At 45.5% G+C, this 14,277-nt stretch carries 13 protein-coding genes; 1 reads left to right on the top strand and 12 read right to left on the bottom strand.

Features of this window, described 5'->3' with window-relative positions; translation table 11 throughout:
- Positions 1–10: 10 nt before the first annotated feature.
- From ACTHRG_RS03070 to ACTHRG_RS03050, 5 genes are all read right to left on the bottom strand, one after another.
- Positions 11–1,909 carry a sigma 54-interacting transcriptional regulator gene (locus ACTHRG_RS03070; protein ID WP_440230564.1) on the bottom strand — a complete coding sequence of 633 codons (1,899 nt, stop codon included), beginning with the start codon at positions 1,907–1,909 and terminating at the stop codon, positions 11–13.
- A 121-nt stretch (positions 1,910–2,030) separates the two neighbouring features.
- Positions 2,031–2,729 (bottom strand): hypothetical protein, encoded by a 699-nt coding sequence (locus ACTHRG_RS03065; protein ID WP_440230563.1) that lies wholly within the window; start codon positions 2,727–2,729, stop codon positions 2,031–2,033.
- A gap of 29 nt (positions 2,730–2,758) precedes the next feature.
- Positions 2,759–3,925 (bottom strand): pyridoxal-phosphate-dependent aminotransferase family protein, encoded by a 1,167-nt coding sequence (locus ACTHRG_RS03060; protein ID WP_440230562.1) that lies wholly within the window; start codon positions 3,923–3,925, stop codon positions 2,759–2,761.
- 338 nt (positions 3,926–4,263) lie between these two features.
- Positions 4,264–4,455 (bottom strand): IDEAL domain-containing protein, encoded by a 192-nt coding sequence (locus tag ACTHRG_RS03055; protein ID WP_048011255.1) that lies wholly within the window; start codon positions 4,453–4,455, stop codon positions 4,264–4,266.
- A gap of 138 nt (positions 4,456–4,593) precedes the next feature.
- Entirely contained in the window at positions 4,594–5,634 is a 1,041-nt protein-coding gene (locus ACTHRG_RS03050) for a DmpA family aminopeptidase (protein WP_440230561.1), read from the bottom strand.
- 98 nt (positions 5,635–5,732) lie between these two features.
- On the opposite strand from ACTHRG_RS03050, the gene ACTHRG_RS03045 reads away from it, so the two are divergent.
- The gene (locus tag ACTHRG_RS03045; RefSeq protein ID WP_440230560.1) at positions 5,733–6,917 is read left to right on the top strand and encodes an MFS transporter; all 1,185 of its coding nucleotides are present in this window, start codon (positions 5,733–5,735) and stop codon (positions 6,915–6,917) included.
- A gap of 413 nt (positions 6,918–7,330) precedes the next feature.
- Here the strand turns inward: ACTHRG_RS03045 and ACTHRG_RS03040 are convergent, their stop codons facing one another.
- From ACTHRG_RS03040 to ACTHRG_RS03010, 7 genes are all read right to left on the bottom strand, one after another.
- The gene (locus ACTHRG_RS03040) at positions 7,331–8,116 is read right to left on the bottom strand and encodes an SDR family oxidoreductase (RefSeq protein ID WP_440230559.1); all 786 of its coding nucleotides are present in this window, start codon (positions 8,114–8,116) and stop codon (positions 7,331–7,333) included.
- A gap of 12 nt (positions 8,117–8,128) precedes the next feature.
- Positions 8,129–8,902, bottom strand: a complete 774-nt coding sequence (locus tag ACTHRG_RS03035) for a class I SAM-dependent methyltransferase (RefSeq protein ID WP_440230558.1) — start codon at positions 8,900–8,902, stop codon at positions 8,129–8,131.
- Between the two features lie 117 nt (positions 8,903–9,019).
- Positions 9,020–9,997: a quinone oxidoreductase family protein gene (locus tag ACTHRG_RS03030; protein WP_440230557.1), complete on the bottom strand. Its 978-nt coding sequence runs from the start codon at positions 9,995–9,997 to the stop codon at positions 9,020–9,022.
- A 25-nt stretch (positions 9,998–10,022) separates the two neighbouring features.
- Entirely contained in the window at positions 10,023–11,798 is a 1,776-nt protein-coding gene (locus ACTHRG_RS03025; protein ID WP_440230556.1) for an acyl-CoA dehydrogenase family protein, read from the bottom strand.
- Positions 11,799–11,831: 33 nt separating this feature from the next.
- On the bottom strand, positions 11,832–12,905 hold the full coding sequence (locus tag ACTHRG_RS03020) for a phosphotransferase family protein (protein WP_440230555.1): 1,074 nt from the start codon (positions 12,903–12,905) through the stop codon (positions 11,832–11,834).
- A gap of 29 nt (positions 12,906–12,934) precedes the next feature.
- Complete coding sequence (locus tag ACTHRG_RS03015) at positions 12,935–13,336, bottom strand: acyl-CoA thioesterase (RefSeq protein ID WP_440230554.1); 402 nt, start codon at positions 13,334–13,336, stop codon at positions 12,935–12,937.
- Between the two features lie 11 nt (positions 13,337–13,347).
- Positions 13,348–14,235, bottom strand: a complete 888-nt coding sequence (locus ACTHRG_RS03010; protein ID WP_440230553.1) for a 3-hydroxyacyl-CoA dehydrogenase family protein — start codon at positions 14,233–14,235, stop codon at positions 13,348–13,350.
- Positions 14,236–14,277 lie beyond the last annotated feature (42 nt).

The raw sequence follows: 14,277 nt of genomic DNA, 5'->3' as shown, positions 1-14,277 counted from the left end.
TTTCTCCTCCTCACAAACTATTTATTTTTCGCCAGAGGGTCGTCCTGCCGATTCCAAGAATCTTCGCTGCTTCTGTTTTATTCCCGTTTACCTGCTTCAGCACGTTCAGAATATACTCTTTCTCAAAGCTCTGAAGCTTCGTCTCTGAATCAAATTCTTCACTATTGCTATGTTGTTTCAGCTCATGCAATTTGGTAAAGTCTTTCCCGCCTGCTGCTAAAACTGTTTCTGCATCTATCATACTTTCAGGAGAAAGAATCATCGACCGTTCAACAATATTCCTTAGCTGGCGTATATTCCCCGGCCAATCATAGCTTTGCAGAATTCTCATAGCATCAGCAGTGAAACCCTTACTATTTCTCCGGATTCCCGGTTCCAATTCTTTCAAGAAGAAATCGCATAGTAAAGGAATATCAGGAATCCGTTCACGCAATGAAGGAATCGGGATATCAAGGATATTAAGGCGATAATACAAATCAGCCCTAAAGCTCCCTTCTTCTACCATTTTTTCAAAGTTCCGGTTCGAAGCAGCGACCACCCGAATATTAATGGGAATGACCCTTTCATCTCCCAGCCGCATCACTTCCCCTTCCTGCAGAACCCTGAGCAGCTGGGCCTGAAGGGATTCAGCAAGTTCGCCAATCTCATCAAGGAAAATGGTCCCCTGATGGGCCAATTCAAATAATCCTGTTTTTCCGCCTTTTTTTGCACCCGTAAAGGCTCCTTCGACATAGCCGAACAACTCGCTTTCGAGGAGGTTTTCGGGAATAGCCGCACAGTTCACTGCTACAAATGGCCCTTCCGACCGCTTGCTGAAGCTATGGATCAGATGGGCGAACACTTCTTTTCCCACGCCTGTTTCACCCGTCAGGAGAATAGTAGAATCCACCTGTGAATATTTCTTCACCTTTTGAATCGCTTTTTGATACATCTCACTTTCCCCGACTATATTATGAAGACTGTATTTCGTGACATGGCCGCGGTGAAGGAGCTTTTTGCGGATTTCCTGCTCCTGCTGCTGAAGCTTGTGGACCGCCTGAAACGTACAAACTGCCCCAAACACCTTTTGCTCGTGTTTAATGGGTATTCGATTGGCAACCACTTTCACACCATTGGCATCCTGGATGCGGTTCAGCTCTTCCTTCCCGCTCGAAAGAACCTTTTGCATTTGTGAATTTACAAGAATATCATCTATCTGCATACCGATAACCGATTCATAGGGAAGGTTCAAGATGCTGTAGACAGAAGGATTGCATACTGTAATAATCCCTTGTTCATCCACAGCAATAACACCATCCGCAATAAAATCAAGAATTGCCTGGAGTTCTTTGGTGCGTTTCAGTTCGGTGCGCCTCACATCTATCAGGCTTCTTGCTTCATGAATCGCCTGGATGACCGATTCCACTCCAGACGTTAATATCACCGTTTTAATCGAATCTTTTTTGACTTTGTTCGTAAAAATACTTTTGCCGATCAGTACATCTATTTCTTTTTTGCTGAGAGCCTCCACCGCTGCCTCGGCTTCTTCAGGTGCAGCAACGCTATGCTTTTCAATCGAAATGCCCAGCACAGATTCGATTGTTTCAATGCCCTGCAGAACATCCCGGGTGTCAGCTATTCCAATCCTCTGTCCCAATTTTTGTGCATCTTTGATCGTACGGAGCAGATCGTATCCGGTTATGGGGATCTGCACCACAGGTATGCTAAGGTCGGACTCAATGAGCTTTAATCCCATTGTTCCTCTGCTGATAATGACTTCTGTGCCGGATTTTTCAAATTCTTTGGCAGCTGCAATAGCATTTCGGAAGCTCACTTTTCTTACAGCGACATCTTCTCCGGTCTTTTTCGCAGCTTCCCTTGAGACTTGTATCAGTGCATCAAGCGGGGTCAGAATGGCAATTTCAGTCATGACTTCACCTCATTCTCCTTTTCTCTTGGACAAGATTTATTATTATATTAAATTAATCTTACCAGATGCCAAGGAAAATATCGGTAAGTTTTCTTAATAGTCAGTCTGTTATTTAGGCAGCTTACACCTTAATAGTGTCTGACTTTATTTTTATCACGCTTTCAACCTGTCCAAAGGGGCCTCCTGGTGAACAAATCCCTATTGCCGTGCCGGAAAGCTGAAAAAAATAGGACAGCTCCTTAAGATCGCCTGCTTTCAGCTGTTCTAGAACCTTTCCACCCAAAATCACTGCACTTCCTATTAAACTGTCATCAAAAATATCCACCAGATATTTGCAAAGCTTTTTACCATTTACTTTTCCGCTTAATGCTCCGCTTATCTCAATATAAACTGATTCAGGTATGAACATAGTTAATGACCCGGTTGCCAGGCAAGCCGCCATTGAATCCGGCGAGATGACGACGGGAATGGCCCCTCTTACACCCAAACATTTCATGTCCTCTTCTATCCCTGCAAAGACCATTCCATTCAGCGTCTTATTTTCTGCCCGAAAATGCTGAGGCAAATCACAATCTATTACTCTTATTCCTTTTTCTTTACAGAATTGACGGATTTCCTCATCTTCTGCCTTCCCATGAGAAAAGAGAATTCTGGCTGCATTTTTTACATTTTTGAAGCCCAGCCTGTTAAATGCTTTTATGACATTACGTGAACTTTGACCGCTGACGAATACACAATCTGGTGTCAAATGGATCTGATCCCCAGGAGTAACTGAAGGCAGGTTTGCCAGGTCGGCGAGTCGTTTTTCAAGGATGTTCACCGGGATCACATCTCCTTAGGATCAGGAATTTAACAATATGGATTTTCAAGCCAATGCCGCTGAGCTGCGGAAACTCCTGCACCCAACTCCACTTCGTGTCCGCTTTTCTTTAAAGCAAGCTCCATCGCAGCAAACATTTTCAGCATATCAGCAGCATCTGTGTAACCCATATGGCCCAGGCGCAGAATCTGATTCTTCACCTTACCAAGACCGCCTCCCAATGCGATATGAAATTCTTCCCGCATCATCCTTCTGAATTCATCGGCATTTTTTAATTTTACAGCTGTCAGGGTTGGGCTTGCTGCCGAATCATCCACCAGCAATTCAAGACCTAATGCCCGGACACCCGCTCTGGTCATATCCCGAAGTGCAGCATGCCTTTTGTATTCAGCTTCTATTCCTCCGCTTTTTTCTATCATATTGCAGGCTTCAAGAAGCCCGCATACAAGTGATATATTCGGCGTATATGGTGTGCCGGACCCTGATTCCAATCCTTTTTTATAGAGCTTGAGGTCAAAGTAAAAGGATGGGCACTGGTGCTTATTCACAGTGTTCCAGGCTTTTTCACTCAACGTGATTAATGCAAGGCCAGGCGGCAGCATTAACGCTTTCTGTCCTCCAGTTGCTACAATATCGATCCCCCACTCGTCCATATATAGAGGTGTGCCGACGATCGAACTGACTGCATCCACGAGGAAAATGGCATCCGTTTCTTTTACAACGGCCGCTATCTCTTTAATATTGTTTATGGCAGAAGTGGATGTTTCACAGTGCGTTGCAAAAACCGCCTTCGCTTCAGGGTTTTCCTTTAATGCTTTTCTCACATCATCGGGATCAACAATATTCCCCCATTCCGCATCAACACGGACGGTTTTGCAGCCAATATGGTCGGTAATCCCCTGTAGATATTCGCCAAAATAGCCGACTACGCAAAGGATGATCGTATCATTAGGGCCAACCGTGTTAATAATGGCTGTTTCAAGAGCGGAAGCTCCGCTCGAGGTAAGCGGGATCACCAGGTTTTCAGTCTGGAATATCATTTTAGACTTTTCAGTGGTTTCAAGGAGCACATCCTGGAAGGCCGGATTCCGGTAATCCATCATGGGATGATCGAAACTTCTCAGCATGGCACGCTGTATTTCTTTCGGAACCTGTACGGGCCCAGGCAATCTTAAATCTAATTTCTCTTCAAACATAGCTTCCTCCCCTTTGCGCTTCTTCTTTCATTTTTGCTTAGTGATTTATGGTGCAATTATTGTGCCAATGTGGAATGCCCTTTGTACCAGGGCTTGATGTGTTTGGGGATTGTTTCAGTGTTTCGTTTTGGAACGATATGGAACAGTTTGGTGAAACAGGAGGGGGTTGGGAACAGCGGCAGGATGGTTTTGTTTGTATAAAAAATAGTGCAGGTATGACGACCTTTTTCCTCGGTTGCTCCGGTTTTGAGATCATATTTTTAGGCTTTAAAACAACAAAAGACAGCCCCGTTCTTTCGAACAGGCTGCCTTTTTAACATTAGTATTATTTGCTTTGCTTAAGAGATTTTCTTTAATTCATCCGTAAGGCGCATAAATTCTTTTTGGTTTCGGCTAGTGAGAGCTTCATCAATTTTTTCGCGAAGCTTTTCTATTCGGTATTCCTTAAGAGCTTGATTTAGGACTTGTTCTGCTAACAATGACACGTTTTCCTCAGACTGTTGCGGCGAGTTAAGTAGACGTTTTTCCATTTGCAATCAACCCCTTGACCTTTTTTCTATTGTAACAGAAGTTTTCAGATTATTCAAATCATTATTTGCTGGAAAGTTTGTTAGCAGCTGCTAAGCTTGTTAAATACAATGTACCCGATTAAGAGATAATTTAAACAACTAATGGGAAAACATCCCCTCCACCACTCTTCTATTCCGCCCTTTTGCGGTCTTTGCCTGTGACAGCGAATTAAGAATCGCTTCCTCCGCAGCCTCTGCCGCACCTTGAAAAAGCTGATTCATGATGGGGTGATCATCTCTGATAAAATGGGCAGTTTCGATCATATTGCTGCTTCCATGAAGGGTTTTGTTAGCGGTGGAAAAAGCGATAACGATGTCGCCGCTGCCGTTGCTGAAATGGCTTCCTGCCCGTCCGAGGCCTATGCCGCATCTCTTCGCGAGCCTTTTCAGCTGTCTGTCGCTGACAGGTGCGTCTGTCGCCAGGATGATCATGATTGAGCCATCAGGCGTGTCCTTTGTTTTCGGCGGAATTTCTGACAGTCCGTATTTAATGAACGGAAATTCGCTGCTATTGCCGAAGTTCGTGACCACCAGACATCCGATTTTGTATTCATTTGTGCTTTGTTCCACGGTGATTACCCGTGAAGAAGCACCCACGCCCCCTTTATACCCAAAACACACCATGCCTGTACCAGCTCCGACCGCACCTTCTTCCACTTTTCCCGGCTTGGCATTTTGAATGGCTGCTATTGCATGTTCCGGTTTTACAGGGAGTGTTCGGATGGAATTCAAATATCCGTCATTGCATTCTCCTGTGATGATATTAACGGTTCCGGTTGTGTCTCCAATTTCCGGTGTGGTTTTTAGCAGGTATTCCAGCGTTCCCTGTGTGACTGACGGCACTCCGAATGTATTGGTCAGCATAATCGGAGATTCAATTACACCCAGTTCTTCCACCTGCACCAGCCCCGTCGTTTTACCAAAGCCATTGATGACATAGGAGGCTGCCGGGACTTTTTCACGAAAAAGATTTCCTCCATGCGGCAAAACGGCAGTTACGCCCGTACAGACATATTGTTCATCATCCAGAGGATAGTCCAGAGTGATGTGGCCTGCCATGACTCCATCTATATCTGTAATGCAATTCTTTTTTCCAGGTCTCAGTGTTCCAATTGTTACTCCTCTTTCTCTAATCTTCATCTGGCCGCTCCTTAAAATAGAATTTCCATTTGTTTTCCTTTATAATAGAAAAATATTTAGATTACCTAATCATTTTACAGCATTGTGGGAGGAATTATATGGCTGATACTTTATCAGGAGAAGCAAAAAAACAGATTGCAGGTTCCGAAAAGATATGGTCAAGGGATTTTGTTCTGATCTTGATGTCCAACTTTTTTATTTTTCTCGGATTTCAAATGACATTGCCCACTATCCCTCTTTTTGTGGAAAAATTGGGCGGGAATGACCAGCTGATCGGGATAGTGGTCGGTATCTTTACATTTTCGGCTCTGCTATTGCGTCCTTATGCAGGGCATACGCTGGAGACCAAAGGCAGGCGCTTTGTCTATTTAACAGGCCTGGCAATTTTCGTGCTCTCGGTTGGGTCATTTGGTTTCATTAATAGTTTAATCTTCTTATTTGTTTTAAGGATTATCCAGGGATTTGGCTGGGGTTTCTCCACTACAGCCTCGGGAACCATTGCCACGGATTTAATTCCTGCAAAGCGTCGGGGAGAAGGAATGGGATACTTCGGGCTTTCCGGGAACATTGCCCTGGCATTTGGCCCCACCCTGGGACTGGCGCTCGCCGGAGTCATCTCTTTCAAACTCTTATTCTTAATTTGTGCTCTGCTGGGTTTAGCCGCACTGGTGTTGTCATCGAGGATCAACTACAAGCAGGCTGAAAAACAAAGTGTGCCCCAGAAGCGCTGGGACATTTATGAAAAGAGTGCTTTAAGGCCTTCATTTCTTTTATTTTTCATCACCGTCACCTTCGGGGGCATCGCATCATTTCTTCCTATATACTCAGCCCAAAAAGGGATAGGCGGCATCCACTGGTACTTCCTGCTGTTTGCCATAGCCTTAATGATTTCCCGGACTTTTGCCGGCAGATTATATGATCAAAGAGGTCACCAGGCTGTATTCTTACCAGGAGCGGTGCTGATTTTGGCAGCCATGTTCCTGCTGGCATGGCTTCCGAGCAGCATGATTATGTATATAGCTGCGATTCTTTATGGTCTCGGATTTGGATCTGTCCAGCCCGCCCTTCAAGCCTGGTCTGTAAAAGAAGCGCCTGCCAATCGGCGCGGGATGGCCAATGCTACGTTCTTTTCCTTCTTCGACCTTGGAGTAGGGATTGGCGCCATCGTGTTTGGGCAGATCGCTTATTTGTTTGGGTACAGCACGATTTATTTGACAGCAGCCGGCTCGGTTGTGATTTCAATTCTTTTGTATATCTGGATTCTGATAACAAAAAGGGGTTAATGGGAAAGACGATTTTCCCAGGGCGATGGGGAAAATCGTCTTTTTATTTTGGGTGAGTTTTCAGGTGGTGCGGTGTGTTCGGACTTTGAGCTTGTGATTTTTGCACTCTGTGTCTGAAGTTGGATCGGGTTCTGACTCTGGCGCACCTTTTTCTGCTTTCTGTGTCTGAAGTTGAACCGGGTTCTGACTCTGGCGCGCCTCTTTCTGCTTTCTGTGTCTGAAGTTGGCCCGGGTTCTGACTCTGGCAGGCTTCTTTCTGCTTTTTGTGTCCGAAGTTGAACCAGGTTCTGACTCTGGCGCGCCTCTTTCTGCTTTCTGTGTCTGAAGTTGAACCGGGTTCTGACTCTGGCACGCTTCTTTCTGCTTGCAGTGTCCGAAGTTGGCCCAGGGTTCAGACTCTGACTTTCCCCGTTCTATAGAGCTTTCACCATTCCTCCATCGACTAAAATGGAGCTGCCAGTCACGTAGCTGCTGGCATCAGATGCAAGGAAGGTGACCATGTTCGCAAATTCTTCCGGGGTTCCGTATCTGCCCAGCGGAATTTTGCTTTTGGCTCTTTCTGCAACCTCTTCTTTGGTAATATTCTGACGGTCAGCGTTGTGCTGATCCAGATAATCAACCCGGTCAGTCGCAATTCTTCCCGGAGCTACGGTATTTATTAAGATATTATAATCTGCCAATTCCTCTGAGAGTGTTTTGGTCAGTCCGACAATTCCAAGGCGGAATGTATTGGATAAGAGCAGGCCTGGTATCGGCTGCTTAATGCTTGATGATGCTATATTAATGATCCTGCCGCCATTTTTCTTTAATTCAGGGAGTGCCTCACGGATCAGTCTGACATGGCTTAATAGATTTAGCTGAAACGCTTTTTCCCAGTCTTCATCTGTCAGGTTTTCGAACGTTCCCCCGGGAGGACCTCCGGCATTATTGATTAAAATATCAATTCCCCCAAGTGTTTCAGCTGTATGCTGAATCAAGTTTTTAATATCCTCAGGGTTTGTGACATCTGCACGGTAATACTCAACATCGGCATTGAATTGGTCACGGAATTCCTTTTGAACGCTCTTTAGTTTTGCTTCGTCCCTGCTTGTTATCATTACCCTGGTGCCTTCTTTTGCAAGCTGTGCCGCAATGGCTTTTCCGAGGCCCTGACTTGAAGCCACGACAAGCGCTTTTTTATTTTTCAGGTTTAAATCCATGATCGTTTCCTCCTATTGTTTTATGCAAAGTGCCATCCATTCATCCACTTTAAAGGATTGAACCTTGCCTTCTTGAAGTTCAATTTGAAAATAATCCGCAGCAGCCTGGTCAGCCTGCAGAATATACTCTTCGACTGCCTTAATCTGTTCATCGCTTTCAGCCGTCCGCCTCACCCAGGACGGGAATTCGAAGGTTTTCTTCCTGCTTTTCGTGTTCGTTTCATTTAGTCCTGAAGCAGCAAACAGCTTTCTCCATTCTGCCGTTGACAAACACCGGTAATGGCTGTCATCCCGCATTTTCTCAACATTGTTCATATAATCAGCCAGCTCTTTTTCATCCGGTGAAACATTATCAACTAACAGGAATCTCCCGCCTGGCTTTAAAACTCGGGCAGCTTCGGCAATGAATTTTTCAGGATGGGGAAAATGGTGGGGCGCAATCCGGCACGTGACAGCATCAAAGGTCTCATCCAAAAATGGCAGAGCTTCCGCATCTGCAACGAAATACCAGATATTTTTATAGCTTTCCAGATGGCGTGCCGTATTGGCGAGCATTTCTTTGGTCAAATCAGCTGCGAAGACCTGGGAAACAAAGGGTGCCAGACTCTTGGCCACATGCCCGCCGCCTGTTGCGACATCCAGCACCACCCAATCCTTCTGCGGATTCAGGGTTTGAACGAGCTGATTTAATTCAGCCGCATCTCCATGAATTTTGCTTGTCACATATTTTTCTGCGTTTTTACCGAATGTATTTTGTACCTTTTTCTTTATCTCTTCCTTTTCCATATGTAATCACCACCATTAAAAATTCTCCAATATTATTTATGTTCTATACAAATCCCTATATTCCTGTCAGTTTAATAGAAAAAGAGCCTGCCACTTGGTGAAATGGCAGGCTGCTGATTATCTGGCAGGCACAAGAATTAGCTTCCCTTTTGTTTGCCGCGACTGCATCCGCTCATGCACCTTGGCAGCGTCCTCAAGAGGGTGGACCTCACCTATAGTCAGCTTCAGCTTTCCTTGGGCTGTGTACGTTAATAATTCCTTCATGCTCGGCTGCAGCAGTCCCGGTTTCCTCATAATCTGCGGCAGGAAAAATCCGATGACCGATTGATTCCTCCCCATTAAAGAAGAAGGATAAAACCGGCTCTGCTCCCCGCTTGCCACACCATAAATAACTAGGCGGCCAAAGGTGGCAAGGCATTTCAAGGTTTTATTAAAAATTTCCCCGCCTGCCATTTCCAGTGCCACATTTACACCTTTTCCTCCTGTTGCTTCGAGAACTTCATTTTCCCAGCCGTCATTTGTATAATTGACCAGGACATCGGCCCCCATTTCTTTTGCAAGCTGCAGTTTTTCGTCTGTGCTGGCGGTAGCAATGACAGTCCCGGCCCCGAATAATTTTGCAAGCTGAACGGCAAGTGTTCCCACTCCTCCCGCGGCTGCATGGACAAGGACGCTTTCACCCGCTTCAAGCCGGCCCATTGTTTTCAAAATATGATAGGCACTCAGTCCTTGCAGGGGCAGTGCCGCAGCAAGATTGAAATCCAGTCCTTCCGGCAGCGGAATCAAACCCTTTTCATCGGCTGTTACATACTCCGAATAGCCGCCTGATTCGATTAGCGTCACCACTCTTGAGCCAACCGGAATACTCGCCTCTTCACCTGCGGCTGCGACAACACCTGCCACCTCGGCACCGGGAATGAACGGCAGAGGTGTCGGCACAACATATTGCCCTTCTCTTCTTGCGGTATCGGCATAGTTCACTCCGATCGCATGCACTTCGATTAATACTTCCCGTCCGGTCGGCTGCGGCCGATCCAGTTCGATTACGTTAAGGACTTGTGGTCCCCCATATTCTTTGAATTGAATGGCTTTCATTTTCAAACACTCCTTCTTTATATTTCTAGCAGCTATATTCGCCTTTTTCATAAACAAGCTCAGCTATTCTCCGGTTCCTCGCACTTTCTTTCCCAAAGGAGCTGAACCTGCTGCATTCCCGGATGACTAAACCGAACAGCGCATCCTTTTTCTCATCTGAAGCCAATTCGGACACTAATTGGCGGGATAGCCTTTCAGCTTCCCATATTGCACCTTCCAGAAAAGTCCTGGTCAGCTGAATCTTCAATTCTTCTTTTTCTTCCCCATTTTTCTGAATGGCTTTGTATGTCCGATAAATTGCTGATTCTGCTGCATACAGGGCAATGGCGAGATCTGCAAGCTTCATTAGGGCTTCTTGTTCATGAACAAGGGTATCGCCAAATGCTTCATATGAAAGTCCTGCATTCAGCAGGAATAGGTTTCTTATTGTATCAACCGCTGCTCTTTCTTTCTCAAAATTCGCCTGCCCGATTGGATCCGGTTTGCTCAAACGAACAATCGCTTCCTCCACTCTGGCGGCTAAATCGATTTCACCCTTCTGCGCTTTACGGAAAAGGTGTGTAGGAATTAGCAGTCTATTAATCTCATTTGTTCCCTCAAAAATACGGTTTATTCGGGAATCCCGATACATTTGTTCCACACCGTATTCCTTGATGAATCCCGCTCCTCCATGAAGCTGAAGTGCTTCATCTGCCGTATGATCCAGTGTTTCCGAGCCAAACACCTTGCAGATCGCACATTCCGTGGCATATTCGCTCATTCTTTTTCCAATAAGTTTTAAATCAGTTGATTCATATAAGTCTCCCATTGCTTCCTCCAGCAGGCTTGCGGTGCGGTATTGCAGTGATTCAGCGGCGTAAATTCTGGCTGCCATCTTCGCCGTTTTTTCCTTGGTAGCCGGAAAATCAGCGAGCGATTTCCCAAACTGCTTTCTTTCCCCTGTAAATTGGAGTGTTTTCTTCAAGCCGGTTTTTGCTGCCCCCATGCAGGCTGAACCTAAATTGAAACGGCCTAAATTCAAGACGTTCAAAGCAATGATATGGCCTTTGCCCACTTCCCCAAGCAGATTTTCTGCTGGCACAGGACATTCCTCAAAAATGACCGATCTGGTTGAAGATCCTTTGATGCCCATCTTATTTTCTTCCGGGCCAAGGAATAGCCCCGGTGTGTTCCGTTCAACGATAAATGCGGTAAAGTGCCGGCCGTCCACTTTGGCATAAACAATGAATGTATCGGAAAAGACAGCGTTCGTAATATAAATTTTGGTTCCATTTAAAATGTAATGGGTCCCACCCTCATTCAAAACGGCTGTAGTCTGAGAGGAAAGCGCATCAGATCCTGCGTTCGGCTCTGTCAGGCAGTAAGCGCCTATGTACTCCCCTGATGCGAGTTTCGGTAAATACTTTTCTTTTTGCTCATGAGTTCCGAAGTAGGTAATTGGCAGGGTTGCAATGCAGGTATGGTTCGAGTGGGCTACCCCGTAACCGCCTGATGAGGCAATGTTTTCTCCGACGATCCCCTTGCTGATTTTATCCAGGCCAAGACCGCCGTATTTTTCGGGGATGCTATGGGCAAGCAGGCCAAGTTCGCCCGCCTTCCTCAGTAAATCCGTTACCAGCTCGAATTCCTGGTTTTCGATCCGGTCCTTTTCAGGGTGAACCATTTTTTCAGTAAATTGTTTAGCGGTTCTTCCAATTAAGGTATGCTCATCTGTAAATTCCTCAGGTGTGAAAAGTGTTTCAGGATCAAGCTTTGTGAACAAAAAGCTTGCACCAGTATGGGCTGTATTTACTTTTTCCATTAACGGATTCACTCTCCTCAGCATCTCTTCATCTTAAATTTTTTCATCTGCCGCCTGTACAGCATGTTTCAGAAGTACTTTAACGAATCTATTGAATTGTGAAAAACGCGGATCTGCTGTTTGGCCTTTCTTGTAGCGGTAATAGATTTGCTGGCAAATGACGGCCAGTTTGAAGTAAGCAAATGTTAAATAAAAATTCATGCTGCCGAGATCACGTCCGGTCTTTTTGGCATAGGCCTCCATAAATTCTCTGCGGGAGTAAAAACCGCTAAGAACGGTTACCGGGGGTTTTCCTAAGCCAAACTTGAGCAGATCGGGATCGTCTCCCTGAATCCAATAGCTCATCGCGGCCCCAAGGTCTGCAAGCGGATCGCCTGCCGTGGCCATCTCCCAGTCGAAAAGGCCAGTCATTTCTGTTAAATCCTCATTGAACATTGCATTGTTCAGCTTGTAATCATAATGGATGACGGACGGCTCAGGACTTATCGGGATATGATGGGTCAGCCATTTTTTCAGCATATCCGCTTCAGAAACTTCATCTGTTTTTGCCCGATCATACCGGCCAATCCAGCCATGCACCTGCCTTTCCATAAATCCATCTGGATTGCTGATTTCTGTTAGACCTGTCCTTTTATAGTCAATGGAATGAAGCTCTGCCAGCTTATCAACCATAATTTCTGACAGTCTGCTGCAAACTCCCTCGTCCGGTTCCATTCCTTCAGGGAAGGAAGTATCTAAAACAATTCCATGCCGCCGTTCCATAATGAAAAATGGTGCTCCTGTGATTTCATTATTATTCGTAAACAGGAGCGGCTTCGGGGCTTCTTTGAAAAAGGGATGTATCTCAGAAATCACCCTGAATTCCCTCTCCATGTCATGAGCTTTCGGTGCGACAGGTCCAAGCGGAGGCCGGCGCAGCACGGCTTCCCACTCTCCCATTTTCAGCTGATAGGTAAGATTGGAGTGCCCAGCATGGAATTGAAGAATTTCAAGCGGTTGATTTGGAAGATTAGCAATCTCGCTCCGCAGGAATTTTTCCAATGGAGCGGTGTTCAATTGCTCTCCTTTTCTAACGGGAATGGTATCCTGGCTCATTTGCTTCGGCATGTGATCCTCCTTTTTATAGGAAAATTAATTTATGCTTCTCTTACATTTTGATTTAGACCTTCCCGAAGAAGATCAGGTATAACAGCACTTTCCTGTTTGGCGAAATCAAAATAGACGATTACGGCGTTCCCTCTCGCAATAGGAGTGCCTGTCTGGCTGCAGACAATTTCATGATCGAGCTGAAAGCTTTTGCTGCCAATCCTGGATACCCAGGTCTTTACGGTAAGGATTTGGTTAAAATATCCCTGGCTTAGAAAGTCGCATTTAGTGGAGGCAAGGATAAAACTCCATTTTTTCACATCCATGCTGTAGCCAAGTGTCTCGAAATATTTCACCCGTGCTTCTTCAAGGTAAATAAAATAACTTGTATTGTTGATATGGCCAAGAGCATCAGTCTCGCAAAACCTTACTGTTACCTGCATTTCATGCATGATGACACCCCTTAACTCTTCACCTTATTGGAAGAAGAATACTCATACCAGCCCTTGCCCGTCTTTCTCCCCAATTCTCCCTTTGACACTTTTTCGGCAACACAGTCAAATGGCTTATCTGCAGGATCTCCTGTCTCCCGATAGCGCTGATCCATTACATAATAGGCCACATCCAGTCCGGATAAATCCATGAGTTCAAATGGGCCGATAGGGTGATTCAAGGCTTTCCGGCAAATGATATCGATATCTTTATAGTCGGCTATCCCCTGTTCATACAGAGCCACTGCCTCTTTTTGGAGCGCACCAAGAATCCGGTTTGCGACGAATCCGGAAATTTCTTTTTTCAAAAGGACGGCTGTTCTATTAATCTTTTCACAGACTTCCATCGCTATTTGTGCGGTTTCTTCAGACGTCTGTTCACTCATGACTACTTCCACACAGTCCATCACAAGAGGCGGAAAGAAGAAATGCATATTTACGACTTTTTCAGGCCGTTCAGTTTCACCGGCTATTAAACTATTAACGATTGTAGAGCTATTGGTTGCAAAAATGGCATGAGGAGGGGCGTACTCTTCCAGTTTTCTGAATACCTCTTTTTTCACATCAAGCTTTTCCGTTACGGCTTCAATGATTAAGTCGGAGCTTTGGACACTTTGCTGAACGCTGCTGGAGAAACGAAGCCTCCCGAAAGCAGCGGCTTTCGCATCTTCAGCAAGCTTTCCCTTGGCAACCCATTTAGACATAATTATCTGCAGCTTAGTCTCGGCATCCTGCAATGCGGCTTCACTCAGATCCTGAATAATCGTCTCATAGCCTCCCAGTGCACAGAGCATCCCAATCTGGTGGCCCATTTGTCCGGCACCGATAACAGTAATTTGCTTAACATCATTTGCATTCATCTTTTATCCTCCTTATACTGACCAGTTGGTATGTTACTGGCT

Source organism: Cytobacillus sp. SAFR-174 (assembly GCF_051964675.1).
GTDB lineage: Bacteria > Bacillota > Bacilli > Bacillales > Cytobacillaceae > Cytobacillus.
This window is presented reverse-complemented; position numbering and strand designations above follow the sequence as displayed.